The organism is Cupriavidus sp. YAF13 (genome assembly GCF_052113425.1).
Classification (GTDB): domain Bacteria; phylum Pseudomonadota; class Gammaproteobacteria; order Burkholderiales; family Burkholderiaceae; genus Cupriavidus.
On the sequence record NZ_JBFRDD010000066.1, the window covers coordinates 15,970 to 42,958 of the forward strand.

Consider the following 26,989-nt stretch of genomic DNA (forward strand, 5'->3'; position numbering starts at 1 on the left):
TCAGGGGAAACGCGATGAGATCCAACCAGTTCAAGGCGAGCCTCTTCGACTTGGTCAAGACAGGCCTCGCTGCATCGATCCTCTCCATGGCGAGCTGCGTGTCCTTCGCGCAGAGCGTCAACCTGACGGCGAGCGCCACCAGCACCACGCTTCCCGACGGACAGATCGTGCCGATGTGGGGCTACAGCTGCACCGGCGTCGCCGCGCCCGCCACCTGCAAAGGCTTGAACCCGAATGCCGGGACGAGCTGGACGCCCGTGGTGATTACCGTCCCTCCCGGCAATCTGACGATCAATCTTACCAATCACCTGCCGGTGCCTCCAGGCGCCACCTCGGGCATACCGACGTCGCTGGTGATCGTGGGGCAATTGGGCGGCGGTCTGGGCACCGCGCGGACCATGATGCCCAGCCCGAACCATGCGGTGCAGGCCGTTACCTGGCCGATTGCCGGGGATAGCAATGGCGCCACCTTCAATCCGCCCGCGCAGGGGCCGCGTGTGCAGTCCCTGGCAACCGAAGTGGCGACGACCACGGGCGCAAGCCCAACGGCGCTGACCTGGAACAATCTCAAGCCCGGTACCTACCTGATTGAATCGGGAACCCACCCCTCCATCCAGGGTCCGATGGGTCTTTACGGCGTGCTGGTGGTTACCACTGCTCCCGTAGTGCCCGCGCTGGGCACCGCCTATCCGGGCGTCACCTACAACGCGGACGCTCCGCTGCTGCTCAGTGAAATCGATGCCACGCAGAATGCCGCAGTGGCCACGGCTGTGTCGTCGGCGAATTTCAGCGAAACCTCCTCGCGCGTCCTCAGGGACTCGGTCAGCTCCATCTCGGTGGCACTCGACTCCGCCGGCAACCCCATCGCCGGTACCGGCTACAAGGTTGGCGATCTCGTCGCGTTCTCCGGTGGCGGCGCTTCGGTAGCGGCGACGGCTCATGTCGCAAGCGTGGATGGCGGCGGCGCTATCACGGGTATCACGGTTGACAGTGCCGGTACGGGCTATTACGCCGTTCCCGCCGTCACGGTAACGAGTGCCACGGGCACCGGGGCGCAGATCGTTGCGGCGTTGACCTTGACTGGCGTGATCTGCAGCGACGGCGCGGCCGCGTGCTATCCGCCGGCCGTCAACTACGATCCGCGCTACTACCTTGTCAATGGCGTCGCTTTCGACAGAACCAAGATCGCCGGTTCGCTGTTCTCGACGAACCCTGCCAACGCCACCGGCAGTGTCCTGGTGCGCTTCGTCAACGCTGGTCTGCGCATGCATGTACCGTCCATCGTAGGGGCCCTGACCACCGACAACAGCTCGGGTACGCCCAAGGTGGTTTCGGGGCTGTCACTGGTAGCGGAGGATGGCAATCTCCTCCCGGGGAACCGGCGAGTGCAGAATGAAGTATTCCTGGCGGCAGGCAAGACTTATGATGTACTGATCAATGCCCCCGTGGCTGTCGCTCCGGCGACCGCGCCAGCAGCCCTGGCGGTGTTTGATCGTCAGTTGAGTCTATCCACCAACAATCAGCGCGACGGCGGCATGATGGCATATGTCGGTGCCAATGGCGCCACTTTGCCCTCCAGCGGGGTGACTGCGAAGGCCAACCCCGACTCCTACTTCCTGGTTTCGGGCAGTAGCCTGACGGTGGCGGACCCCGCCAAGGGCGTGGTCGCCAACGACGTGGGCGTCTATGGCGTCAAGCTGCTGACAGCACCCACGGGCGGCACGGTCACCTTGAATCCTGATGGTACGTTTACCTACGTGCCCAATGCTGGCACCGCGTCCGACAGCTTCACGTACCAGGCTAACGGAAACGCCGCACTGACGGCGAAGGTGACGCTGGGCGCCTGTACCGGTAGTTGCAAGGGGGGGGCGCCCACAGCCGGCGGCGATAGCTTCGCCAGCAATATCGCATCGCGGTTGCAGATCGGCGCGCCCGGCGTGCTGGCGAACGATAGCGATCCTTCGCAGCTTCCGCTGACTGCCGCGCTGGTCGCCGGTAGCGCCACAGGCGGCACGGTCACGCTGAACGCGGACGGCTCGTTCACGGCAATACCCACGGCTGCGCCGGGCGCCGCGACGACGGCTAGCGTGACCTTCAAGTACAAGGCGGTGAATTCGCAGAAGACGCCGAGCAATGCCGCCACGGTGACGGTGACGTTCAAGGGCGGCAGTGGCCTGGTCGTAAACGTATTTGACGCGCCGAGCGTGCGACCGGGGGCAACGCCGGTCAAGATCACCGACTACCGCTGGATCATCGAGGAAGACCGCACCTTCCAGATCGACCCCGCATGCCAGGTGAACTCCGCCACGCGGCCGGCCAATTGCCCGGCGCTGCCTGTGCCGAGTCTGGGGACCAGTTTCCATACCAGCTATATGCCTGTCATTGCCGCGGGCTGTGTCGGGAAAGTCGCCTGCGAGGCGGGGCAGACTGTCTTCGACCCGGCGAGCAATTCGCACATGCCAGCCGTGTGCGATGTTGGCAATGGCGTCTGCCGCACGGACTCCGCGCAGCAGGCCCCGGTCGACCCGAGCCAGGTGGCGCTCGACCCGGCCAAGCACTACTACATTTCGATTTTGCCCGGTGATGCCGGCAACACCTTCTCCGCGGGTGCGGGGGGACCCCAGCCGGTCGATCCGGCCAATCCCAATGGACCGCAGAGGCCTTTCAGTATTGCCAAGGACTGCCCGTCGGTCGCGGATTTCGCCCCCGGAACGGGAACCTGTGGCCACGGCATGGGCGGCGCGCCGATCGCGCCTGCACAGAAGACGGTCAACATACCGCTGCAACAAACGCCGCTGGCGACGGCGAAGGTCTCGGTGTTCGTGTTCGAGGATGACGCACCGCTCAACGGCGAAGTCGACGTCAGCGGCGGCACCGAGGGCTTCGGGACGTCCCGGGAACCGGGACTGGGAGGCTTCGAGATCAAGCTCTTCGACGATGCGGGCGGTACAGGCGATGCCACCGGGCAAATGACGTATGACATGTTCAACATGCCCCTGTCCAACTCTCTGCAAGGGATGATTGATCCGCTCACGCACCTGAATGCGTGCCCGATCTCGCCAACGCCGAAGTCGGCGAAAGACGGACTGGTCGGCATGATTCCCACCTGTCCGAAATATGAGTCCGACGGCAAGACACTTTCCCCGCTGGTCGGCCAGGCCATCATCGCCAACCTGATGCCCGGCAGATACGGCGTGGTGGCCACGCCGGCAGCCGACAGAATTGCCAAGGGCGAGGAGTGGCTCCAGACGAATACGCTCGACGGACAGAAAGCCCATGATGCCTTCATCAAGGTAGGCGGCCCGGCGTACTTCCAGGAGTTTGGCCCGGCCGGCTTCCACGTCTCCGTCGGCTTCGCCAACGCGAAGATCATCAATGATCGCAGGACCAATGCCGCGAAGTCCGGCCTATGCGACCGTTCTGGAGCCTCGTGCGCCAATGCGGTCAACGGCAGAATCACCAACCTGCACTACAGCCGGCCGCCCAACCAGCATCTCTACGGTAGTGGCTCGCGCGACTCCCTGGCTTTCACGCAATGCTATGTGAGCCTGGGGGATCCGGACGGCGAGGATATTGCCTTCACCAAGTGCAACGACAAGGGCGAGTTCAGCTTTTCCGGCATTCCCGATGGCACATTCAGGCTGACGGTGTTCGACCAGTGGAACGACCAGATCGTCGATGGCCTCGCCACGGCGGTACAGCTTGGACCCAACGCGAGGAGCGTCAACGTCGGAGATCTTGCGGTCCTGCAATGGCACACGAATCTCTATACGAGAACGTTCGTCGATCTGAATCGTGATGGCGTTTCGCAAGACGGCGAGCCTGGCCTCACGCTGGTTCCGACCAACATCCGCTTCCGCGATGGCAGCTACTCCAATTTCAACAATACCGACCTCAACGGCTACGCCGCGTTCAACGAGATCTTCCCGCTGTTCAACTGGTATGTGGTGGAAGCCGATACGACCCGTTTCAAGCAGACGGGTGTGCACGTGGTCTATGACGCCGGCGGTCCGCCGGATGGCACGCCTGGTGGCGGTAAGTCGAACATTGCGGCGAATTTTGCCAACACAACGGAATCCGCGACTGCACATCTGCCTGACAAGCTACGGGTCCCCGGCGCGGTGTACTGCGACAACGCCGATTGCACCGGCTATTCGATCCTGCACCCCGGCCACAGCGCCGCCAACCCGTCGACCGGCCGGATCGATCCGCCGTCGGTGACCACCCTTGGCTGGCAAGGCTTCTCGGGCCAGAGTTCGTTCATCGAGTTTGGCAAGACGCCGTTCGCCGACAATGAGAACGGTGGCATCAAGGGTGAAGTGATCTACGCGTCTACGCGTCCGTTTGATGATCCCGCGCTGCTGATCCACACGAGCTGGACGCCCAACGTGCCGAACGTGACTGTCAACTTGTATCAGGAGGGCACTGCCCGGGATGGAACGCCCAGCCTGACCTTGGTGGATACCACCACGACCAGCAGCTGGGACGATTGGGCGCAGGGCTTCCGCCGCGACGGCGTGCCCAATATGAACTGTCCGGGCCAGGAAACCACGGACCCGTACTTCTTCACATTGCGCAACAGTACCCAGTGGCTCGATCCGAAGCACACTGCCTTGCCGGCAAACTCCCAGTTCAAGTGCTATGACGGCATGCACATGTTCAATCAGCTGCAGCCCGCGCCCTACGATGGGATGTACCAATTCCCCAGCGTGAAAAGCAGGAATCCGCAAACCGGAAGGCCGATGGGTACCAACTGCACCATCTGCGTGCCGAATCCCGCGGGTGGCGGAGTCTTTGAGGCCGGAACGCCCATGCTGCCCCCCGGCAAGTATGTGGTCGAGGTGGTTGTGCCCCCGGGCTACGAACTGGTGAAAGAGGAAGACAAGAACATCCTCATTGGCGATAACTACATCGCGCCGGTGACCCAGCAGTTCGCTGGCCTGGGCAGTATCTTCATCCTGCCCGACCAGGCGGCCGTGAATGCCACCTATAACGCGAACAATCCGCAGAACCCGACCACGGATCTGGGATCCACGCCCAGGCATGAGGGCGACACCGGGAGCGTCGAGACCTTCTGGCCCTGCGTCGGTGCGCTGCGCATCGTTCCCGACTATATCAGCCTGTTCCCGGGCTCGCAGGAAGTGGCGCCGTTCGCCGGTGCGTCGCGGCACCTGTGCGACCGCAAGGAGGTCACGCTTACCGATCAGATGACGGTGCTGGCGAAGTTCTGGGTATTCAGCTCAACCCACGTCGCCGCGCACTTCACGGGCTTCATGCTGGACGACTTCTCTTCGGAATTCGACCCGTATTCGCCGCAATTCGGCGAGAAGTTCGCCGTACCCAACGTGCCGGTGTCGATGAAGGATTTCGGCGGCAACGAAGTGGCCCGTGTGTACTCCGACCAGTGGGGCATCTTCAATGGCCTGAACTATTCGACCTGGGAAGTCAATCCGCCGAATCCGACCGGCTATGCGCCGACCATGATGGTCGCGTGCATGAACGACCCGGATATGCCGGATCCCGCGCACCCCGGGCAGACTATCAAGGACCCCCTGTACAACCCCGCGTACAGCCAGTTCTGCTATGAGATTCCCTTCATGCCGGGACAGACCCAGTACATGGACACGCCGGTGGTGCCGGTGCAGGCATTCGCGGATGGATACAACCAGCCTGACTGCGCGTATCCGGATGCCACGCCTGCGATCTCGAAGGTCGTAGGCGATACCAGCAACGGCGGTGCCGGTCCGTGGGTCAGCGCTGCGGGCCACACTTTGACCATTAGTGCCTTGGGCGACCAGCAGGTGACCAACCATGCCTACAGTGGACCAGGGGCGAGCAAGGTCCCTTACAATCAGAAGCTCATCACGCGCCACTATGGTTTCGGGAGCTGGTGTACCAGCGTCGGAGGCGCCTGCACTGTGCCTTCGAGCGTAACCATCGGCGGCACGCCTGCGCAGATCACGGCATGGACCGACCAGTCGATCACGGTCACGGTGCCTGCGCTGTCATCGGACCACGGCGAACTGGTGATCATCGCGGGCAATGGCAAGAAGTCTGTCGACACCGTCAGCGTCAGCATCGGCGGCAAGGCGCCGACCTACGTCGCCGGCGAAAATGCCACCGGCAACGCCATCCAGACGGCGATCGACAAGGCCGTCCCCGGCGACCTGATCATCGTCGGCCCGGGCGTCTACCAGGAGATGCTGCTGATGTGGAAGCCGGTCCGGCTGCAGGGCGTTGGCGCTGCCTCGGTGACTGTCAACGCGAATACGCACCCGTCTGGCAAGATGGACCCGTGGCGGGCGCAGGTCAGYTGCCTGTTTGGCATGTCGCGCAACGGTGGGGTGATCTCGTCGTCGAATCCCTTCGATCCCACCAACACCTACAGTTGCCCGTCAACCATGCAGCGGAAGATCGACCCCATACCCTTCGAGCCGACCGTCGGGTGGGACAACACGCTCAACGGCAACCTGGGAGAGCTGCTGATCGAGCCCACGCTGATGGGGGCGTACGAAGGTGCGGCGATTACGGTGCTGGCCAAGGGCGTGCAGGACGTCAACGGGCAGCCCGACGCCAACTGCATCGCCAACGGCATCTGCACGCCGCTGACGGCCAGCGCCGGGGATTGCGCTAATAATCCCGGCAATTTCCTCTGCAACCCGTCGCGCATCGATGGCATCACCTTCACCAACAGCTCGCAAGGCGGCGGTGGCATCTTCCTGCACGGCTGGAACCACAATATGGAGATCTCCAATAACCGCGTCTTCGGCAATGCCGGCACGCTCACGGGCGGCATCACGATCGGCCAGGTCGAGGTACCGGACGGAACCATCGGTGCGGACGGCGTGACGCAGATTCCGTTCGGCTTCAACATGAACGTGAATGTGCATCACAACGCGGTCACCTCCAACGCTTCCTACGGTGATGAAATCAATTCGACCACGCCATCGGCGGCCGGCGGCGTGACCTTCTGCTCGGGAGCCGACAACTACCACTTCAACTACAACTGGGTGTGCGGCAACATGAGTAGTGGTGACGGCGGCGGCGTGGCCCACTTCGGCTTCAGCTATAACGGCGACATCTCGCACAATCTTGTGCTCTTCAACCAGAGCAACAACCCGACGCTACCTACCTACGGGGGCGGCATCATCGCCCAGGGCGTACCGCCGGATGGCACCTTCTGCGAGAACCAGACCGTCGACGTCGATTGCGCACCGCAGCTGTCCGACGGCGCAGGCCCGGGCCTCACGATCGACGGCAATCTCCTGATCGGCAACACGGCGGAGAGCGGTAAAGGCGGTGGTCTGCGGCTGCAGGGCATCAACGGCACCGATGTACAGCGCAGTCCCAATGATGCGTCGAAGTGGTACCGGGTTTCCGTCACCAACAACATCATCGCGAACAACGTCGCGGGGTGGGCAGGGGGCGGCGTGTCGATCCAGGATGCGGTGGGCGTCAACTTCATCAACAACACCATCGTTTCCAACGACGCGACGGCGTCGGCAGGCGTACTCTTCAACACGCCCGCAGCCGCTCAGTCCAATGTACCTCCGCCGACGAAGTGCACCACGGTGGGCGCGGAAACAACTTGCGATCCGATCACCACGTCGACCTACCAGCCGGCTGGTCTCGAGACGGCGCGGCACACGCCGAACTTCATCGCAGCGTTCAGCAATGCAGGGGTAACCTGCCCGGTTGGAACCTCTGCCTGCACGACGTTCTCGAACCCGGTGATGGCCAACAATTTGTTCTGGCAGAACCGTTCGTTCTATATCACGGTGGGCGGCCTCAATCCGTCGATCCCTGGCTTGCAGAACGTGGTGACGCTGAATCCGACGCTAAACCAGGCCGGGAAGACGACGGGCTATTGCGATCCCAAGGCTATCTACTGGGACATCGGCGCCTTTGGCGACTCCGGACCGAGCAAGCATGAGTCGGGCCTGACGCTCAGTCCGCAATTCTCGATCCTGACTGACGCCGCCGACTACCAGGGGGCAAGCAACCTGGGTTCCAACCCCGCTGTTGTCAGCCAGTACTGCAATGGCTCGCGGGTGCCGCCGGAAGGTGGAGGGGTCGGATTCGCCGTGCCGCCGGGCATCTCGGATACAGTCTTGCCCAACCCGCTCTTCGGCCTGATGCCGACGGCGACCCCGGATGAAGGCAACCAGTGGATCAATATGTCCTACGGACCGCTCTCCCTGTTCAACGCCAGCATCTCGTCTGGCAGCCCGGGCTACAACGTGCCGCTTGGCAACTACGCGATCGCGTCGGGTTCGCCGGCAATCGACGCCGCCACCGACGCGGGTGCCCCGAATCACGACTTCTTCGGTACCGCCCGGCCGCACGGCACGAAGTTCGATATCGGCGCGGTCGAGTTCGTGGCAAGCGCCGCTTCCGGCGCGAGCCTGACGCCGCCGACCCAGGACTTCGGCAGCGTCGAGCGGGGCGAGGCAGGGCCGGTTCATGTCTTTACGCTGAAGAATACGGGAGGCGTACCGTTGACAGGCATTGCGAACCCGGCGATCACGGTGGATAGCGCGAACTTCGTCATCGTTGCACAGCAGACGACCTGCGGCACCGTCAACCCGAACGCGGGTAGCAGGATCACCAGCCTGGCTCCGAACGGCACCTGCGCCATCGCCGTGCGGTTCAGGCCTAGCTTCCGCGACGCGGTGAACTCGGCTCAGAAGGGGACGCTCAGCATTACCGATAGCGCTGGTACGCAGAGCTCGGCCTTGACTGGCGTGGCAATACGTTAGGAGAAGGGGGAGGAGCGCGAGGTGGAAAGCGGGGAGGGGAGCGGCTCTGGGCGCCCCCTCCGGCATCGAGGAGCCAGGAACAGGCGAGCAACAGGTGAGCAACAGGTGAGCAACAGGTGAGCAACAGGTGAGCGCCAGGGGTGACATAAGAAGATGTCCAGCCATGCCAGAAACTTGATGACGATCGCGATGTTGCTCGCCGGTGGCGTCTGGGCGGGTAGGGCCTTGGCGGACTCGGCCTTCCCGCTGGAGGCGCCTTCGGCGGCGCTGACACATGCGCCTTCGCCGTCCGCCAGGACCTCGCCCTATACGCCGGTGAAGCTGCCAAAGCATGCGAAGGCCTACTACGATCTCTACGGCGGTGTCGAGGATCTGCACGTGCGCCGGACCGCGTCGGGCAACCTGATTCGCTTCAGCTACCGCGTTACCGACCCGTGGATCGCCAAGATCCTGAGCGACAAGAATGCAACGCCCTACCTGTTCGGGAGAAGGAGCCAGGCGCTTCTCCAGATACYGGTCATGGACAAGATCGGCCAGCTTCGTCAGTCGGGCCCGCTGACGGTTGGCCAGGAATACTGGATGGTGTTTTCCAACAAAGGCAACCTGATTAAAACCGGGGACCGCGTCAACGTGATGATCGGTTCCTTTCATATCGACGGCCTGGTGGTTGAATGAACGCGCGCGGGCGCGATCTTTTAGGCATGGATTGGGGGGTGTGCTCATGAACCGAATTCTCTTCCTGGCATTGGGCCTGGTGTYGCTGGCGGGATCCGCCGGCGCGGCGACGGAAAGCGCGCCAGGGAGCCGGCTGACGGCCGCCCAGATCGCCGACCGGAATGTGGCTGCCCGTGGCGGGCTTGAAGCCTGGCGGGCGGTCAACAGCCTGACCCTGTCGGGCCAGCTCGATGTTGGCGGGAAGAAGGACGTGAAGCTGCCGTACGTGGCGACCATGAAGCGGCCGCACAAGAGCCGGTTCGAGATCCGCTTCCAGGACCAGACGGCCCTGCAGGTCTACGACGGGGTGCAGGGGTGGAAGGTCAGGCCCTTCCTGGGGCGCGACGAGGTCGAGCCGTACACGGCCGCTGAAGCCAAGGTGGCCGCGACGTCGGCGGAGCTGGACGGCCCGCTGGTCGACTATGCCAGGAAAGGCACCAAGGTCGAAGTGCAGGGCATGGAGTCCGTGGAGGGGCACCAGGCCTACAGGCTCAAGCTGACCATGAAAGACCACGTGGAACGGCGCCTGTGGGTGGATGCAACGAGTTTCCTTGAACTGAAGATGGAAGGCGAGCCACGGAAGCTGGACGGCAGAATGCATAACGTCGCCATCTACTACCGGGATTACAAGGCGGAGGGCGGGCTGAAGATTCCGCATGTCATGGAAACCGCCGTTGAAGGCGTCCAGAAAACCCGCAAGATGACCATCGAGCGTGTGGCGCTGAATCAGCCGGTGGACGATGCCATGTTTGCGAAGCCGCCGCTGGCGTCGGCCAGGCTACCCGGCAAGTAAGGGGGAGGGGCCATGATGATAAGACGGATCGCCCTTGGGGTGCTCGCCGTTCTTGCCTCGGCGCTGGTGACGGCGGCGGAGCCATTGACGGCGCCGGATCTGAGCGTAGCCCAGATTGTGGAGAAGAACGCCGCCGCCAAGGGAGGGCTGGATGCCTGGCGCAAGATCCAGACCATGGTCTGGGTCGGGCATGTGGAGAGCGCGAGCGCGCCTGCGCGCTTCATGCTGGCGATGAAGCGTCCGAACAAGACGCGCTTCGAGATCACGGCGCTCAATCAGATGGCCGTGCGCGTCTTCGATGGCAGTCATGGCTGGAAAGTCCACCCGACCCAGGCCGGCAAGCCGAATCTGCAGCCCTACACGACGGAGGAGCTGAAGTTCGCTCAGGACGAGCAGGTCATCGATGGACCGCTGATGGACTACGAGGCCAAGGGCATTGCCGTGAAGAGCGAGGGTGTCGATGAGGTCGAAGGGCGCAAGGCATACCGCCTTCGCATCCGGCTGCCCTCGGGCGGCAGCCGCCTGCTGTGGATCGACGCGAAGACGTTCCTGGAAATCCGGTACGACCGGGAGTCCCGCAACGTGCTCGGCCAGTCGCACACGGTGACGGTCTTCTACCGCGACTACAGGACGATCGACGGATTGCAGATACCCTGCACCATCGAAAGCGGGGTGGCGACGGCCCAGGCAAAGGACAGGCTCGTGATCGACGAAGTCTCGTTCAACCCGGCGCTGGGAGACTGGATGTTCGCCAAGCCAGGCACACCGAGGCAGGACAAGCCGCTTTCGATTGATGCCGAGGCGCAGCCTGGATCGGACAGCATGGTCCGGCGGGCGCCATAGTCATGGTCCGGGGGCTGCTCGCCAGCGTACGAGGGCGGAGATCCGCCCTGCGGACGCTCGTTGCGTGCGCCCTGGCCGCCGCGGCGACGGCGTTCGGCGGGCAGGCAGGCGGCGCTCCGGCGGCGGATGCTGGCGCACCGATCTTCCTGCGCGGTGTGCTGCCTTCTGGCGCGCCGCTCGAGGCGGTCCGCGACGGCGGCATGCGCATGCAGGGGGCCGCCGCGGCTTGCGTCAATTGCCACCGGCGTAGCGGCCTTGGCGCCAAGGAAGGCTTTGGCACCGTACCGCCGATCACCGGGCGGTATCTCTTCCACCCGCGCGCCAAGAGCCTCGACGACCTCTACCTGCCTTTCGTCGAAGGCATGCGGGCCGATCGCGATCCGTACACCGACGAGACCATCGCCAGGGCCATCCGCGAAGGCCTCGACTCCGAAGGCCGGCCGCTGAACTACCTGATGCCGCAGTTCGCGCTGAACGACGCCGACATGGCCGTACTGATCGCGTACCTGAAGCGGCTGGACCAGCGCAGGCCGTCCGGGGTCACGGATACCGTGCTCCACTTTGCCACCATCGTCACGCCGGACGCCGATCCCGTGAAACGACGCGGCATGCTGGATGTGCTCGAGCACTACTTCGCCGACAAGAATACCTTTCCGCTCGGGCCGACTCCCGCGCTGCGTGCATCGCGCAAGATGATGTTCATGGTCAATCGCCGCTGGCAACTGCATGTCTGGGAACTGACCGGCCCGGAAGCGACCTGGCAGGATCAGCTCAGGCGGCATATGGCGGCGCAACCGGTCTTCGCCGTGGTGTCAGGGCTCGGTGGCAGGAACTGGGCGCCGGTACACGCATTCTGCGAGCAGGAGGCGGTGCCATGCCTGTTCCCGAATGTGGAGGTGCCGGTCAATGGCGATGCCGACTTCTATTCCCTGTACTTCTCCAGCGGCGTGTTGCTGGAAGCGGAATTGATCGCGAAGCGGATCCTGGATGGGGGAGGTGGCAAGGCGACAAAGCCGGTGCGGCAGTTCTATCGTGCCGGTGACAGCGGGGAGGCGGGCGCCAGGGCCCTTGCCGCGGCACTGAAGCGGCACGGCGTCCCCGTGTCAAGCCACGCTCTCGCCAGTAGCGAGAGCGTGGCCGCAGCGCTGCGCGGTGCAGCGGGCGCGGACGCGCTGATGCTGTGGCTGCGCCCGGACGATGTCGCCGCGCTCGGGAGCGTACCGCCGCCGCATGCCGATGTGTTCATGTCGGGCCTGATGGGCGGGCTCGATCGCACGCCCTTGCCCGCGGGCTGGCGCGGCGTTACGCGCCTTGCCTATCCCGTCGATCTGCCGGAGCGGCGGCGCGTGAGGGTCGACTACGCGCTCGGCTGGTTCGCGATCCGGCGTATCCCGGTCGTTGCCGAGCAGACGCAGGCGGACACCTTTCTTGCCTGTGGCTTGTTGGCGGAGACGCTGAGCCACATGGCCGATACCTTCACACCCGACTACCTGGTGGAGCGCCTCGACGACATGATCGAGCGCCGGATCATCACCGGCTACTACCCACGCCTGACCCTCGGGCCTGGTCAGCGTTTTGCCTCCAAAGGGGGTTACATCGTCCGGTTTGCGGAGCCCGAGCGCATGCGGCTGGCCGCCGATGGAGAGTGGACCGTGCCGTAGGCGGGCATCCCGCGGCCTTTCATGCGCGCAGAAGGCGGGCGCTGCCAGGTTCGGCTGCGCGCTGTGCCGGGTGGGCCGGATGGATTGCCCTACCGCCGCAGTAGGGGCCCGCCCCATACCGCGCTGCGCGGCCGGTCCCCATAATTCAGGGGCGGGCAGGCGTGTGCCGCCGGAGATAAAGCCGACGCCGGGCGATCCGTTGCCGAGGTGTGCCGATCACTGCTCAAGGAGATTGTCATGAGAGCGAGTAGAAGGAGAACGGTCAAGGCACGATGGGCCAGGGTATTGATGTCGGCGATCGCAGCTGGCGGCATGCTTGCAGCGATGGTGCCTTGCGCCATCGCGCACGATGACGCCGATCCGCACGCGCATCACCACATGATGCGGGATACGCGCACTTCGACGGTGACCTACGCGCTGCCCTCCGTGAACCTGGTGCGCGACGATGGGCGGACCGTTTCCCTGAAGAGCGAACTGGACGATGGCCGCCCGGTAGTCCTCACGTTCATCTACACCACCTGCACATCCGTCTGCCCGGTGATCAGCCAGACGCTTTCGCAATTGCAGGGCGAGCTTGGCCCGAACAGGGACAAGGTGCACATGGTGTCGATCTCGATCGACCCGGAGCAGGACACGCCGTCGCGCCTGCGTGAATATGCGACGAAGTTCGGCGCGGGTCCCGAATGGCAGCACTACACCGGCGCTGTTGCCGCGAGCGTTGCCACGCAGCGCGCGTTCAACGTCTATCACGAGGACAAGATGAACCACAGTCCCGTGGTATTCCTGCGTGCGGCGCCGGGCAACCCATGGCTGCGGATCGATGGCTTTGCTACCGCGGACGAGTTGTTCCTTGCCTATCAGAAGCTGGTCGCAGCTAACTGAATGGAGCATGATCCGGCTTCTGGGGCTCTGCAGGGATCTCCGCCAGGTCCTTGCAAAGTGCAAAGCATCCGCAATGCCGACAGTAGACGCTTCGCCGGCCGGCACGGCGGATGCCGGGCGTCCCGTCTCAGCGCTCTGCTTCCCCCGCAGCGCTAGCCGCCATCACCGCCGGCGCCACCATCTGCGCGAGCAAGCGCAACACGGCCACCTCGCTCTGCGTCCACGCGCTGCGCGCCGCAAGAAAGTTGAACGTCCCCACGCAGAGTCCGCGCTCGCACACCGGTACATTGACCACTGCCGAAAGCGCAAGCTCGCGAATCGTCGAAATATCGTCGAACACGGCCTCAAGGGCCGCGTCCCCCTCGCCCACGAAGACCTCGCCCTGGTGCAGCACCCAGCGTGTCCACGCCGTATCAGCCTTGTACTTGCGGCCGCCCACGGGGTAAGCGGTGGTGTCGGAGGACCATAGCCGCACCACTTCGGAGCTGGCACGCCGGTAGGCGTTGATGGTGAGCAGCCCCGGGCCCAGCAGCGCGGCGGTGGTGCTGCCGATCGCATCGAAGGCGGTGGCGGGCTCGGCTGCGCGCGCCAGGGTGTCGCATAGCGAGGCTAGCAACGCCACAGGCAAGGTCACGATATCGGTCACGGCTTCACTCCCCCTTGATGCCCAGGTCCCGAATCAACTTGCCATAGCGGTCCGCGTCGCGGCGCAGGATGGTGCCGAATTGCTGGGGCGTGGAGGTGGCGGTTTCCACGCCGATGGCGTTCATCTTTTCTTTCACGTCCGGCAGCGACATGATGCGATTGATCTCCTGGTTCAGGCGTGCCACCAGCGCCGGCGGCATGCCGGCCGGGCCGAAGGCGCCGTACCACACGGACAGCTCATAGCCGGGCACGGTCTCGGCCACGGTGGGCACGTTGGGCAGCAGCGGCGAGCGCTTGGCTTCGGTCACGGCGAGCAGGCGCAGCTTGTTGGCCTTGACGTGAGGCAGGGTTTGCGTGCCGGCGGAGAACAGCAATTGCGTTTGTCCGGCCACGGTGTCGACCACGGCGGGCGCCCCCCCCTTGTAGGGCACATGCAGCATCTGCACGCCGGCCATCTTTTCGAACAGCACCGCACTCAGGTGGTTGGTGGACCCAGGGCCGGCGCTGGCATAGGCCAGCTTGCCGGGGTTGGCGCGCGCGTAGGCGATCAGCTCCTTGACGTTGTGCGCGGGCACCGACGGGTTGACCACCATGGTGTTGGTCACGTAGGCCAGCAGGCCCAGCGGGGTGAAGTCTTCCACGCCGCGAAAGGGCATGTTGGGCATCAGCGCAGGGTTCATCGCGTGCGTGCTCATGGAGCCGACCAGCAGCGTGTAGCCGTCGGGCTTGGCGCGCGCCACCATGGCAGAGCCGATATTGCCGGATGCGCCGGGCTTGTTGTCGACGATCACCGGCTGGCCAAGAGAGCGGGTCAGGTGCTCGGACAGCACGCGGGCAAGGATGTCGGTGGAGCCGCCGGCGGCCCACGGCACGATCAGCGTGATCGGTTTTTGCGGGAAGGGATCGGCGGCGCCGGCGCCCGAGGCGGCGGCAAACAGCGAGAACGTGGCAAGGCCCAGCAAGCAGCGCTTCAAAACGGCTTTCATCTCTTTCCTTCTCCGATGGCTATGCGAACCGCACGGTGCGATCCGGTTTGATTCGATCCTGCGAGTCGGGACCAGTGAGCCTGTGGACCCGTGAGCCAATGCTCCGTCAGCGGCCCACCGCATATCCCTGCATGCCACGCGCATTGGCGCCGGCGCGCAGCACCAGCCGCCCCTGCGCATCGCGCTCCCGCGTGCAGGCGGACATCCGCCCCTCCGACCACGGCTCGCCCACCTTGACCTCATGGCCGCGCGCGCGCAGCGCCGCGATGGTGTCCTCGGGCAGCCGGGACTCCACGCTGAGCCGGTTGAGCACCACCTTGCGCGGCCAGAACGAGCCGGGGAAATGATCGACATGCCAGGCAGGCGCATCGATGGCTTCCTGCAGGTTCATGCCGTGCACGGCGTGGCGCAGGAAGAAGGCGACGGACCATTGGTCCTGCTGGTCGCCGCCGGGGGTGCCGAAGACCATATAGGGCTCGCCGTCGCGCAGCGCGAGCGAGGGCGACAGCGTGGTGCACGGGCGCTTGCCCGGCGCTAGCGTGTTGGGCAGGCCCGGCTCCAGCCAGGTCATTTGCAGGCGGGTATTGAGCGCGAAGCCCAGCGCGGGAATCACCGGGCTGGACGACAGCCAGCCGCCCGATGGCGTGGCCGCGACCATGTTGCCGTCGCGGTCGATCACGTCGATGTGGCAGGTGTCGCCGACGAAGATCTCGCGCTCGGCCCATTCCGCTACCGGCGGCATGGCCGCAAAGGTGGGCTCGCCCACGCCGAAGCGCACGTCGGCGTGGCGCAGCGTGCGCTCCGCCGCGCCGAGGTCGGGCAGGCGGGGCGCGCGGCCACCGACCGTGCCCGGCAGGATGTCGAGCGAGGCGCGTTCGCCGATCTGGCGAGCGCGTGCGGCGAGGTAGCCGGGATCGAGCAGGCCAGCCAGCGGCGTATCGCCAAAGCCGGGGTCGCCGTACCATGCCAGGCGGTCGGCCATGGCCAGCTTGGCCGCCTCGGCAATGCGGTGCACGAACTCGGGCGAGGTCGGCGCGTGGGCCGCGAGATCAGCGTGGCGCAGCATGCCGAGCTGCTGCAGGAATGCCGGGCCCTGGCTCCAGATGCCGCACTTGGCCACCGTATAGCGGCCAAATTCCAGCGTGGCGGGCGCTTCCACGGTGGGCGCCCAGTGCGCCATGTCTTCATGGCGCAGCAGTCCTTTGTGCCGCTCGCCGGTGGTGTCGCGCACCGCCTGGGTACGGCAGAAGCTGTCGATTTCCCTGGCGACGAAGCCTCGGTACCAGCAATCCAGCGCGGCGTCGATCTGCTGCTCGCGCGTGCCGCCGGCGGCTTCGGCCATCTCGACGATGCGCGTATAGGTGCGTGCCACGCCAGGCACCGTATGCAGGCTGCCCGGGCGGGGCACGCGGCCATCAGGCAGCCAGACGGCCGCCGAACTGTGCCATTCGTTCTGGAACAGTTCGCGCACCGCCAGGATGGCTTGCGAGATGCGCGGCACCAGCGGGAAGCCGTCGCGCGCATAGCCAATGGCGGGGGCCAGCACATCGGCCAGCATCCAGGTGCCGTAGTCGCGCAGCATGGTCAGCCACGCGCCGAAGGCGCCGGGCACCGTGGCGGGCAGCAGGCCGATGCCGGGCACCAGGTCCAGTCCCATGGCGCGCATCGCGGCAGGGTCAGCCAGCGCGGGCGCGGGGCCTTGCCCGCAGATGGAGCGCACCCCGCGTTCGCGCTCGCTCCACAGCAGGATGGGCACCTCCCCGCCCGGTCCGTTCAGGTGCGGCTCCACCACCTGCAGCACAAAACCGCCGGCAACGGCCGCGTCGAATGCATTGCCGCCGCGCTCCAGCACGCTCATGGCGGTTTGCGAGGCCAGCCAGTGGGTGGACGAGGCCACGCCAAAGGTACCGACGATTTCCGGGCGGGTGGTGAACATGGAGACTCCGTGGCGGATCGGGCAAGGTGGAGAAACACGCTGGCGCCCAAGCGCGCAACGCAAGCCGAATGGGGTTGGTGCCTGGGAGTATAAGGTCACCGGATAACCGCTTTTGGCCAATAAATTATCGTTGCATAACAGATTGGTTATGCTTTGCGCGGGCCATGGCCACACTTGGACTAGCCCTTCGCCAACGCGAAGAACAGAAGCAGGACATTCACGACGATTAATGCGTACAACACCAGCATGGGTGCCGGCGTGCGCCGGCACTGCGCAACCACTTTGCGCAAGCGCCCGTCCTGTCCACGCTTGAGCAGGTAGGCCAGGCTCATGCCGAACGCGCCAAACCAGGCCAGGTTGCCAAGAGTGCCCTTGGGGCCGGAAACCGCCTTGTTAGCGAGAGGGGGCGCAGCGGCGACCGTCGGCGAAGCGCGGAACGATGTGTCCGTGGTGGTAGCGATCGTGGCCGGCGGCGCGTTGTGCGGCGTGGCCACCGGCTGCGCTGGTGCCTGCGGATTCTGTCTGAGCGGCATTGGCCTTGCCGCTCCGCCGCGTCGTGGACTGTGATGCGCTTCCAGCTTCTCGTGCTGCTTGCTGGCGCGATTGGCGTCCCGGGCCGGCTTCGGCCTGGCATCGTGCTGCGGCCATTGCGCGAAGACACCGTCAAGACAGCGCACGGAGTCGCAAGCGTCCCGCTTCTTGCGCCAGGCTACGATATCCGCTTTGCGAATTGCGCCTGTGTGGAGCAGCCGCTGCTGTTCGGCATAGATGCGCTCATAGCCAATCGACAGAAGGGCGTAATCGCAGATGAGCCGCGCCGCGCGCGGGCGATTGTCTGTTTGCCGCGCACACGCCTGGCGGCTTGCGGCCGGGCCTTGGCAGCCGGCAGGGGCCGCACGGGGCGCTGTTTTACAGACGATGTCGGACGCCTGCGCACCAGGAATGACAAACAGGCTCAATGCGAAGAGGACGGCCAGGTGGCCTGTGACCCTGTTCATCGTGTCTTCTCATAGAAGTGACGATTTCGGCGCTGAGATCCAGCCGGGATCCGCCAGGCATTGTGCTACAACGTCACGACCGCGGTCCGCGCGTTACCGCACGTATGCTGCCGGTGCCGGTGGTTCAAACGTGCCCTAGTAAAATCACAGGCTTGCAACGTGCTCAGGCCCAGGACTTTCATTGCCCTCACCAGTCGACAAACTCCAGCACAACCTCGTCTCGCGCCTGCGCCTGAAGCACCTCGCGCTGCTCCTGGCGCTGGACCGCCAGCGCTCGGTCTCGCGCGTGGCGGCCGAGATGGACCTGACCCAGCCCGCCGTGACCAAGGCGCTGCGGGAGATCGAGGAGATCTTCATGGTGCCGCTGTTCGTGCGTTCGCGCCGGGGGCTGGAGCCGACCGGCACCGGCGCGGCGGTATTGGCGCATGCGCGGCTGGCCATGGCGGATACGGAGGCGCTGGGGCGGGAGCTGGCGGTGATCGGCGCCGGACTGCACGGGCGGCTGCGCATCGGCGTGATTCCCTATGTGGCGCCGGTGGTGCTGGACGCGGCCTGCTCGCACGGCCTGCAGCAGCAGCCGCGCGTGGCGGTGCTGGTGCGCGAGGGCACCACGGATGAACTGGTGGCGGCGCTGCGCGCGCACGAGCTCGATTGCGTGATTGCCCGGTCCTTCTACGCGCCGGGCGACGACATCGCGCAGACGCCGCTCTACCGCGAGGAACCGGCGCTGGTGGTGCCTGTGGACGCCGCTGCGCGGCTCGCGCGCGGCAAGCTGGACTGGCAGCGCCTGGCGGCGCTGGACTGGATCCTGCCGCCCGCGCACACGCCGATCCGGCGCACCATCAACACACTGTTCGCCACCGCCGGCGCGGTGCCGCCCACGCCAATGGTGGAAACCTATTCGATCAAGACCATCGCCACGCTGATGCGCAACCAGCCACGCGCCATCACCATCGTGCCGCGCGCGGTGGCGGCCGAGCTCGCGGCCACCGGCAGCGCGGCTGTGTTGCCGCATACGCTGACGTGGGACCTGCCTGCGGTGGGCGCGATGTGGTTGCGGCGCACGGAGCATAGCGAGCCGCTGCAGGCGCTGGTGCGGGCGTTGCTGGGGGCGGTGGCGGTGAAGGGGTGAGGGGGGAAGGACCGAGGCCGGACCTGAAACGCAAGTGGCCGGCTGCGCCCTTCAGAGAGCGCAGCCGGCACAGCCAGGAGGATTGCAGGCTGTTGCGGCCCCTTTTATCCGATGATCTCGAACTCCCCGAAATACTCCTCGTTGATCGTCAGCCCCAGCCCTGGCAAGTTGTCGTCGAGCTGCAGGTAGCCCCTGTCCGGCGTCGGCTCTCCCTTGAAGATGTAGTAGAACAGCTCATTGCCCACTTCCACGTCGTGCACCGGGAAGAACTCGGACATCGGCGATGCGGTCGAGGCCATGGTGAGGTGGTAGTTGTGCATCTGGCCCGCGTGCGGGATGACCGGCACGGACCAGGCCTCGGCCATGGCGTTGATCTTCTGCGCGGCGGTGATGCCGCCAACCCGGTTGGTGTCGTACTGGATCACGTCCACCGCGCGGCGCTCCAACAGGTCCTTGAAGCCRTAGGAGGTGAACTCGTGCTCGCCGCCGGAGATGGGGAAGGGGCTCATCTTCTTGAGTTCGGCGTAGCCTTCGATGTCGTCGGCAATCACCGGTTCTTCCAGCCAGCGCGGGTTGAATTCGGCCAGGCGCGGAATCATGCGGCGGGCGTACTCCAGCGTCCAGCCCATATAGCACTCCAGCATGATGTCGACGCTGTCGCCCACCAGCTCGCGCAACAGTCGCACTTGCTCGATGTTCTTCTGCATGCCGGCGGGGCCATCCTTCGGGCCATAGCCAAAGCGCATCTTCATGGCGGTGAAGCCTTGGTCGAGATAGCTCCGGGCTTCGGCCAGGAAGGCGTCGCGGTCATCGTTGTTGTAGAGCTTGGAAGCGTAGCACCAGATCTTTTCCTTGGTGCGCCCGCCCAGCAGCTTGAACACCGGCTTGCCCACGGCCTTGCCCATCAGGTCCCACAGCGCGATGTCCACCGCCGAGATCGCGGCCATGCCGATACCCTTGCGGCCCCAGGCGTGGGTGCGGCGATACATCTTCTGCCACAGGTATTCATTGTCGAAGGGGTCCTGGCCGATCACGATCGGGGCCAGGTACTGGTCGATGATTTCCTTGGCCACGCGCGGCGCCAGCGCGCAGTTGCCGATGCCGACGAGGCCCGTGTCGGTCTCGACTTCCACCACCAGCCAGCCGTGGAAGCGGAAGGAGCCCATGGCGTCGCCGCGCTCGAACAGGATGTCGGTGGCGTTGGTGCAGAAGTGGGCCTGCGGGGGCACGGTCTTGCCCTTCCATTCAAAGACGCGGGTGCGGATGTTGGTGATTTTCAAGAGAGTCTCCGTGGGTTTGGGTGCCAGTGGCGAATGGTGGCGGGCTTATTGGGCTTACTGGGCTTAGCGGGCTTTGTGGGCTGCGCGGCTGCTGCCCATCTGGCAGGCAATGCGGAAAGCCTGCAGCGTGGCGCCGAGGTCGGCGCGGCCTTGCTGCGTGATATCGAAGGCGGTGCCGTGGGCCGGCGTGGTGATCGGCACGGGCAGGCCGCCCTGCACGGTGACCCCGCGCGAGAAGCCCATCAGCTTGATGCCGATCTGGCCCTGGTCGTGATACATCGTGACGATGGCGTCGAACTGCCGCTCGTCCGGGCCGCCCTGCACCTTGAGGAAGATGGTGTCGGCGGGGAAGGGGCCATCGGCCGCCACGCCGCGCGCCTGTGCGTCGGCCACGGCCGGCGCGATGATGTCGATCTCCTCGCATCCGAAGGCGCCGTTGTCGCCGTTGTGCGGGTTCAGGCCACACACGGCAATGCGCGGGCGGGCCATGCCGGCGCCGCGCAGGGCCTGGTCGATCAGGTCGATGGCGTCGCCCACGCTGGCGCGGTTGATCATGGCGGGCACGTCCTTGAGCGCCACGTGCGATGTCACGCGGGAGGTCCACAGGCCATCGAGCACATTGAACTCGCAGAAGGCGCCGTGGTAGCCGAGCTTCTCGGCGAACCAGTGCAGCTCGTCGTTATGCCCCATGCCCGCGGCATGCAGCGAACTCTTGTTGAGCGGGCCGAACAGGATGGCATCGGCCTTGCCGGCGTCGGCCAGTTCCAGCGCCAGTGCCAGCGTGCCGAGGCTGTAGCGGCCGCCTTCGGCGCTGGCCACGCCGCGCTGGTAGGCGGGCTTGCCGTCGAGCTGCCAGTGGAACAGGCGCGCCGCGTTGTTGCTGTCATTGCCGGCGAACACCAGCGAGTCGGTTTCGCGCAGTGCGATGTCAACACCGGCCACCTGCATGCCGTGACGCCATTCGTCGCGGTCGGCAATCAGCAGGATATCGGCGCGCGCCGCGGTATCGGGGTCCGCGAGCAGCTTGGCGATCAGTTCGGGGCCGATGCCGGCGGGGTCGCCGAGCACCATGGCGATTCTGGGTCGTTGGGTCATGGGGGTCTCAGAATGATCGGGGGATGTTGGTTCAGTCCAGCTTGACGCCGAGCTCGGCGATCATCTTGCCGTAGCGCGCATATTCGGCGCGCGAGAAGGCATCGAACTGGGCGGCATTGAGCGTGCCTGGCAGTGCGCCCACGTCGTTCAGGCGGCGCACGGTGTCGGGATCCTTGAGCAGGGTGGCCAGCGCGGCGCCCAGCTTTTGCAGCGTGGCGGGCGGCGTGCCGGCAGGGGCGTAGACGCCGTACCAGGCATTGGTCTGGATGCCCGGCACGCCGGCTTCGGCCAGCGTGGGCACGTTGGGCAACAGCGCCGAGCGCTGATCGGCGGTGACCGCCAGCGCGCGCAGCTTGCCGGCCTTGATATGGTTGATGACGGACGGCATGGTCTCGAAGCTCATGTCGACCTGCCCGCCCATCAGGTCCACCAGCGCGCTGCTGCTGCTCTTGTAGGGCACGTGCAGCAACTTGCCATGGATCTGGTGCGCAAACGCCGCGCCGGCCAGGTGCTGGGTGCTACCGACGCCGGAGGAGCTATAGCGGAACTTGTCGGGATTGGCCTGGATCTGCGCCACCAGCGACTTGACGTCGCGCGCCGTCACCTGGTTGTTGACCACCAGCACATTGGGCACCGACGACACCAGCGCCACCGGCACCAGGTCCTTGAGCGGATTGAATTGCAGCTTGAGCAGGTGCGGCGCGATGGCTTGCGAGGTGACCACACCCATCAACAGCGTGTTGCCATCGGGCGCGGACTTGGCGGTAATGTCGGCGGCGATGGTGTTGGACGCGCCGGGCCGGTTGTCCACCACCACGGGTTGCTTGAGGATGGCGGCGAGCTTGTCGGAGACGATGCGGGCCATGACGTCGGTGCCGCCGCCGGGCGCGGCACCCACCATCAACCGTACCGGGCGGGTGTCTTGCGCGCAGGCGCCGGTCATGGCGGCGGCAATTCCAATTCCCAGCAAGCCGGCGAGGGCGCCGGACATCCATCGTTTCATCATTGTCTCCATCATTGTTATGGGCCTGCGCTGATGTGCTGATGCGCGGATAGCCAGACTATAAGGATGGGAGTGATATCTGACTAATGATGTTTATTGAATGGGTGATTACCTGTGGGAATACGTGGAGGAACCCCCTGGGGCGTCTTGCATGGCCAGCGGCCAGCCTGAAACGCGCTTTCAGGCTGGCGAGCACCCGGCACGCAGCAGCTTGATCAGTTGTCCGGCCGCGGCGGACAGCGTGCCCCCGCGCCGGGTCACGATGCCGAAGGTCTGTTGGCGGGATTGCATCCGCACCGGCAGGATCCGCAGCAGCTTTTGCCGGGCAAACAGCTCCGCCACGCTGGTCGGCAACAGCGATACCAGCCTGGCACTGCGCTGCAGCATGGTCACCGTGACAAAGGTGGACGAGGTGGAAATCGCATTGGGCGGCATGCCCAGTCCCGCCATGTCCAGCTCCCGCTGCAGCAGAGCATGCATGGGCATCTGGCCGGGATAAACGATCCAGCGGTAGCCGGCAAGGTCGGCAAAGCCCAGCTCCCGGCCGCGCGGCGCCGCGTGGGCATAGCCAACCACCACGGAGATCGGCTCGTCGCCCAGCGGCTCGTAGTGATAGCTGGCGGGCTGCTCGCTCACCAGCGCACGACCGATGACAAGGTCCAGCCGGCCATCGTCGAGCAGCGTCAGCATGCGCAGGCTGGTGTCCTCGACGATCTCGATGGACAGGTTCGGCTGGTCGGCCTGCATGGCATCGAGCGCCGGCACCAGCACCTGCGGCACCGCGCCCATGATGGTGCCCACGGCCAGGTGCCCGCCACGGCCCGAGCGGATCTCGGCCATGTCCTGGCACAGCGACGTCAGGTCCGTTGCCAGCAGGCGGGCATAGCGGATCACGCAGTGGCCGAACTGGTTCGGCCGCATGCCGGTCTTGGAGCGCTCGAACAGCGGCGCATCGAGCATGCCTTCCAGTTCCTGCAAGGCCTTGCTGGCCGCGGACTGCGTCATGGCCATGGCCGACGCGGCCTGGTGCAGCGATTTGTGGTCGTCCAGCGCGATCAGCAATTGCAGCTGCTTCATGCGCAGGCGGGACATCAGCACGTCCAGCGTGGCTTTCATGTGCGTTCGGGTTCCGGAAGGATGACGGCCATGTGAGCGGCCATGTGTGTCGTGAGTCGTGAGTCGTAAAAGCGATCACGAGATGGAAAGGATTCAATATACAGCGTGGCATGGCGCGCCGTATATTCATTCCCTGCCGCAAGTCGCCGAGCCATAACAAGGAGAGAGACACCATGCCAGATACCCATCCCGCCTACCGTGGCGTATTCCCGGTGGCGCCCACCATCTTTGACGAGCAGGGTGGCCTCGACCTCGACGGCCAGCGCCGCTGCATCGATTTCATGATCGACGCCGGCTCCAACGGCATCTGCATCCTGGCGAACTTCTCCGAGCAGTTCGTCCTCACCGACGATGAGCGCAACCTGCTGATGACCACGGTGCTAGAGCACGTGGCCGGCCGCGTTCCGGTGATCGTCACCACCACGCATTTCAGCTCGCGCATCTGCGCCGAGCGCAGCCGTGCCGCGCAGGATGCCGGCGCCGCCATGGTGATGGTGATGCCGCCGTACCACGGCGCCACCATCCGCGTGCCCGAGCGCGCCATCTACGACTTCTTCGCGACCATCTCAGCGGCGATCGATATCCCCATCATGATCCAGGACGCGCCTGTCAGCGGCACCACGCTGCCGGCGCCGTTCCTGGCGCGCTTGGCCAAGGAGATTGCCAACGTCTCGTACTTCAAGATCGAGGTGCCGCAAGCCGCGGTAAAGCTGCGCGAGCTGATCGCGCTTGGCGGCGACGCCATCGTCGGCCCGTGGGATGGCGAGGAAGCCATCACGCTGATGGCCGACCTCGATGCCGGCGCCACCGGCGCGATGACCGGCGCGGGCTTCCCCGATGGCATCCGCAAGATCGTCGATGCCTACCAGGCCGGCGACACGGAGCTGGCCGCGCAGCATTACCAGCAATGGCTGCCGCTGATCAACTATGAGAACCGGCAAGGCTGGCTGGCAACCGCCAAGGCGCTGATGAAGGAGGGCGGCGTGATTGCCTGCGACGCGCTGCGCCATCCCTTGCAGCCCATGCACCCGGCCACGCGTGCCGGCTTGCTGCAGATCGCGCGCCGGCTGGATCCGATGGTGCTGCGCTGGGGCAAGTGAGGCGCGCCACGGCTGACGCGAGCCGCTAACCCCTAACCCCTAACCCATATCGAACGACTGGCGGCGCCGCTGACGCGCCGCCTTTTCATTTCAAGGACCCAAGATGAACCTCACAGGCGAACTGCTCATTGGCCGCCAGTCCGTGCGCGGCACCCATGGCGAGCTCCGGGCCGTCGATCCCGCATCCGGCGAAACCCTGGCGCCGGCTTTTGGCGGCGCCACGCGGGCGCAACTGGACCAGGCTTGCGCGCTGGCTGCGCGGGCGTTCGATGTGTATCGCGAAACGCCGCTCGAGCAACGCGCCGCGTTCCTCGAGAAGATCGCCGCCAATCTCCTGGAGATCGGCGACGCGCTGATCGCGCGCTGCGTCAGCGAGAGCGGCCTGCCGCGCGCCCGCATCGAAGGCGAACTGGGGCGCACCGTGGGCCAGTTGCGGCTGTTTGCCGGCGTGGTGCGGCGGGGCGACTTCCTCGGCCTGCGCATCGATCCCGCGCAGCCGGAACGCAGGCCGCTGCCGCGCGTGGACCTGCGCCTGCGCCACATCGCGCTGGGCCCGGTGGCCGTGTTCGGCGCCAGCAATTTCCCGCTGGCGTTCTCGGTGGCGGGTGGCGACACGGCGTCGGCGCTCGCCGCCGGCTGCCCGGTCATCGTCAAGGCGCATCCGGCGCATCCTGGCACCTCGGAGCTGGTCGGCCGTGCGATCCAGAAGGCGGTGGAGGCGCTGGGCTTGCCCGAGGGCACGTTCTCGCTGTTGTTCGATGCCGGCCTGGAGATCGCGCAGGGGCTGGTCAGCGATCACCGCATCAAGGCGGTCGGCTTCACCGGCTCGCGCGCCGGCGGCACCGCGCTGATGCAGATCGCCGCGGCCCGCAGCGAGCCGATTCCCGTCTACGCGGAAATGAGCAGCATCAACCCGGTCCTGCTGTTCCCGCACGCGCTGGGCAACCGCGCCGATGCCATCGGCAAGGCATTCGCAGCCTCGCTGACGCTCGGCGCGGGCCAGTTCTGCACCAATCCCGGCTTGATCCTTGCCGTGGACGGCCCGGATCTGGAGCGCTTCCTGGCAGCGGCCGAAGCGGCGATCGCGCAGATCCCGGCTGCAACCATGCTCACGCCCGGCATTCACCGCGCTTACGGCGCGGGGGTGGATGCCATCGGCTGCCATCCGCAGGTGAGCACCGTGGCGCGTGGGCAGGCGGGCGCGCAATACCAGGGGCAGGCCGCATTGTTTTCCACTACCGCGCAAGCGTTCCTTGAGCACGAGGCCCTGCGCGCGGAGATCTTCGGCGCGGCGTCGCTGGTGGTGCGTTGCCCGGACCTGGCCAGCATGCAGCGCGTGGTGGAATCCCTCGAAGGGCAATTGACCGCCGCCATCCACATCGATGAAGCCGATCACGACGCTGCACGCGGCCTCCTGCCTGCCTTGGAGCGGCGCGTGGGCCGGATCTTGGTGAACGGTTTCGGTACGGGCGTGGAAGTCAGCCACGCGATGGTGCACGGTGGCCCATATCCGTCCACGTCGGACGGGCGCTCGACTTCCGTTGGCTCGCTGGCAATCGCGCGCTTCCTGCGTCCGGTCTGCTACCAGGACATGCCTGCGGCTTTGCTGCCACAAGCGCTGCGGGCCGGCAATCCGCTGGGCCTCGCGGTGCGGGTGGACGGCGAAATGCAATCTAGCTGTTAGCGATTAGCGGTTAGCGGTTAGCTCACTTGTTCCCTCTCGCTTCAAGGCAAAGCGCGCGGCGCGGCTGTCAGCCGGCACCGCGCGCGGTAACGTTTCTTACTGTCGGATGCATCAGGCGTTGGCACCTTCGGTGAAGACGTCGACCTTGCCGCTGCGAGCGCCGTCGGTGTAGGCATCGAAGCTGCGGGCCGGCGTAGCCGATACGCCGGTGCTATCCAGGCCGGCAACCAGCGCGCCATCCGTGTACGGGTCAAACTTGCCGGCACGTGCGCCATCGGAGTAGGCATCGAATCCGCGAGCCGGCGTAGCCGAGACACCCGAGCGGTCGAGGCCGGCGATGCGGGCGCCTTCGGTGAAGGTAT

General features: G+C 65.6%; 17 protein-coding genes and 1 pseudogene. 9 read left to right on the forward strand and 9 right to left on the reverse strand.

Annotated features, from left to right (window positions below):
- Positions 1–14: 14 nt before the first annotated feature.
- The 6 genes from AB4061_RS34945 (at position 15) to AB4061_RS34970 (ending at position 13,652) form a co-directional block, all read left to right on the forward strand.
- Complete coding sequence (locus tag AB4061_RS34945; RefSeq protein WP_441640724.1) at positions 15–8,759, forward strand: Ig-like domain-containing protein; 8,745 nt, start codon at positions 15–17, stop codon at positions 8,757–8,759.
- A 177-nt stretch (positions 8,760–8,936) separates the two neighbouring features.
- Positions 8,937–9,434 carry a hypothetical protein gene (locus AB4061_RS34950; protein ID WP_441640725.1) on the forward strand — a complete coding sequence of 166 codons (498 nt, stop codon included), beginning with the start codon at positions 8,937–8,939 and terminating at the stop codon, positions 9,432–9,434.
- 46 nt (positions 9,435–9,480) lie between these two features.
- The gene (locus AB4061_RS34955; RefSeq protein WP_441640726.1) at positions 9,481–10,266 is read left to right on the forward strand and encodes an outer membrane lipoprotein-sorting protein; all 786 of its coding nucleotides are present in this window, start codon (positions 9,481–9,483) and stop codon (positions 10,264–10,266) included.
- Positions 10,267–10,284: 18 nt separating this feature from the next.
- Complete coding sequence (locus AB4061_RS34960) at positions 10,285–11,109, forward strand: hypothetical protein (RefSeq protein ID WP_441640742.1); 825 nt, start codon at positions 10,285–10,287, stop codon at positions 11,107–11,109.
- A 2-nt stretch (positions 11,110–11,111) separates the two neighbouring features.
- Positions 11,112–12,770, forward strand: a complete 1,659-nt coding sequence (locus AB4061_RS34965; RefSeq protein WP_441640727.1) for a c-type cytochrome — start codon at positions 11,112–11,114, stop codon at positions 12,768–12,770.
- Between the two features lie 312 nt (positions 12,771–13,082).
- A complete protein-coding gene (locus AB4061_RS34970; RefSeq protein ID WP_441640743.1) occupies positions 13,083–13,652 on the forward strand; it encodes an SCO family protein in 570 nt (189 codons plus the stop codon).
- 127 nt (positions 13,653–13,779) lie between these two features.
- Here the strand turns inward: AB4061_RS34970 and AB4061_RS34975 are convergent, their stop codons facing one another.
- The 4 genes from AB4061_RS34975 to AB4061_RS34990 all read right to left on the reverse strand — a co-directional run bounded on the left by AB4061_RS34975 (position 13,780) and on the right by AB4061_RS34990 (position 18,217).
- Complete coding sequence (locus AB4061_RS34975; RefSeq protein WP_441640728.1) at positions 13,780–14,298, reverse strand: GAF domain-containing protein; 519 nt, start codon at positions 14,296–14,298, stop codon at positions 13,780–13,782.
- Positions 14,299–14,302: 4 nt separating this feature from the next.
- Positions 14,303–15,283 (reverse strand): Bug family tripartite tricarboxylate transporter substrate binding protein, encoded by a 981-nt coding sequence (locus AB4061_RS34980; protein ID WP_441640729.1) that lies wholly within the window; start codon positions 15,281–15,283, stop codon positions 14,303–14,305.
- A 106-nt stretch (positions 15,284–15,389) separates the two neighbouring features.
- Positions 15,390–17,219 carry a gamma-glutamyltransferase family protein gene (locus AB4061_RS34985; RefSeq protein ID WP_441640730.1) on the reverse strand — a complete coding sequence of 610 codons (1,830 nt, stop codon included), beginning with the start codon at positions 17,217–17,219 and terminating at the stop codon, positions 15,390–15,392.
- A 179-nt stretch (positions 17,220–17,398) separates the two neighbouring features.
- Positions 17,399–18,217, reverse strand: coding sequence for a hypothetical protein (locus AB4061_RS34990; protein WP_441640731.1), 819 nt, complete (start codon positions 18,215–18,217; stop codon positions 17,399–17,401).
- 181 nt (positions 18,218–18,398) lie between these two features.
- On the opposite strand from AB4061_RS34990, the gene AB4061_RS34995 reads away from it, so the two are divergent.
- Complete coding sequence (locus AB4061_RS34995) at positions 18,399–19,349, forward strand: LysR family transcriptional regulator (protein WP_441640732.1); 951 nt, start codon at positions 18,399–18,401, stop codon at positions 19,347–19,349.
- A 104-nt stretch (positions 19,350–19,453) separates the two neighbouring features.
- Here AB4061_RS34995 and AB4061_RS35000 read toward each other — a convergent pair whose 3' ends face one another.
- The 4 genes from AB4061_RS35000 to AB4061_RS35015 form a co-directional block, all read right to left on the reverse strand.
- Positions 19,454–20,629: an L-rhamnonate dehydratase gene (locus AB4061_RS35000; RefSeq protein ID WP_441640733.1), complete on the reverse strand. Its 1,176-nt coding sequence runs from the start codon at positions 20,627–20,629 to the stop codon at positions 19,454–19,456.
- Positions 20,630–20,692: 63 nt separating this feature from the next.
- Positions 20,693–21,724: a 4-hydroxythreonine-4-phosphate dehydrogenase PdxA gene (locus AB4061_RS35005; protein ID WP_441640734.1), complete on the reverse strand. Its 1,032-nt coding sequence runs from the start codon at positions 21,722–21,724 to the stop codon at positions 20,693–20,695.
- A gap of 31 nt (positions 21,725–21,755) precedes the next feature.
- Positions 21,756–22,727 (reverse strand): Bug family tripartite tricarboxylate transporter substrate binding protein, encoded by a 972-nt coding sequence (locus AB4061_RS35010; protein ID WP_441640735.1) that lies wholly within the window; start codon positions 22,725–22,727, stop codon positions 21,756–21,758.
- Positions 22,728–22,907: 180 nt separating this feature from the next.
- The gene (locus AB4061_RS35015) at positions 22,908–23,843 is read right to left on the reverse strand and encodes a LysR family transcriptional regulator (protein WP_441640736.1); all 936 of its coding nucleotides are present in this window, start codon (positions 23,841–23,843) and stop codon (positions 22,908–22,910) included.
- A gap of 173 nt (positions 23,844–24,016) precedes the next feature.
- Between AB4061_RS35015 and AB4061_RS35020 the strand changes: the two genes are divergently transcribed.
- Both AB4061_RS35020 and AB4061_RS35025 read left to right on the forward strand, forming a co-directional pair.
- A complete protein-coding gene (locus tag AB4061_RS35020) occupies positions 24,017–24,943 on the forward strand; it encodes a dihydrodipicolinate synthase family protein (RefSeq protein WP_441640737.1) in 927 nt (308 codons plus the stop codon).
- Between the two features lie 103 nt (positions 24,944–25,046).
- Positions 25,047–26,627, forward strand: coding sequence for an aldehyde dehydrogenase (NADP(+)) (locus AB4061_RS35025; protein WP_441640738.1), 1,581 nt, complete (start codon positions 25,047–25,049; stop codon positions 26,625–26,627).
- A gap of 111 nt (positions 26,628–26,738) precedes the next feature.
- Here the strand turns inward: AB4061_RS35025 and AB4061_RS35030 are convergent.
- A pseudogene (locus AB4061_RS35030) lies at positions 26,739–26,989 on the reverse strand (copper resistance protein CopQ); the annotation flags it as partial.

Excerpts from the sequence above, each read along its gene's own strand:
- AB4061_RS35005 (WP_441640734.1), bottom strand. The coding sequence starts at position 21,724 with ATGACCCAACGACCCAGAATCGCCATGGTGCTCGGCGACCCCGCCGGC.
- AB4061_RS34985 (WP_441640730.1), bottom strand. The coding sequence starts at position 17,219 with ATGTTCACCACCCGCCCGGAAATCGTCGGTACCTTTGGCGTGGCCTCG.
- AB4061_RS34990 (WP_441640731.1), bottom strand. The coding sequence starts at position 18,217 with ATGAACAGGGTCACAGGCCACCTGGCCGTCCTCTTCGCATTGAGCCTG.
- AB4061_RS35015 (WP_441640736.1), bottom strand. The coding sequence starts at position 23,843 with ATGAAAGCCACGCTGGACGTGCTGATGTCCCGCCTGCGCATGAAGCAG.
- AB4061_RS35020 (WP_441640737.1), top strand. The coding sequence starts at position 24,017 with ATGCCAGATACCCATCCCGCCTACCGTGGCGTATTCCCGGTGGCGCCC.
- AB4061_RS35025 (WP_441640738.1), top strand. The coding sequence starts at position 25,047 with ATGAACCTCACAGGCGAACTGCTCATTGGCCGCCAGTCCGTGCGCGGC.
- AB4061_RS34980 (WP_441640729.1), bottom strand. The coding sequence starts at position 15,283 with ATGAAAGCCGTTTTGAAGCGCTGCTTGCTGGGCCTTGCCACGTTCTCG.
- AB4061_RS34970 (WP_441640743.1), top strand. The coding sequence starts at position 13,083 with ATGCTTGCAGCGATGGTGCCTTGCGCCATCGCGCACGATGACGCCGAT.
- AB4061_RS35010 (WP_441640735.1), bottom strand. The coding sequence starts at position 22,727 with ATGAAACGATGGATGTCCGGCGCCCTCGCCGGCTTGCTGGGAATTGGA.
- AB4061_RS34965 (WP_441640727.1), top strand. The coding sequence starts at position 11,112 with ATGGTCCGGGGGCTGCTCGCCAGCGTACGAGGGCGGAGATCCGCCCTG.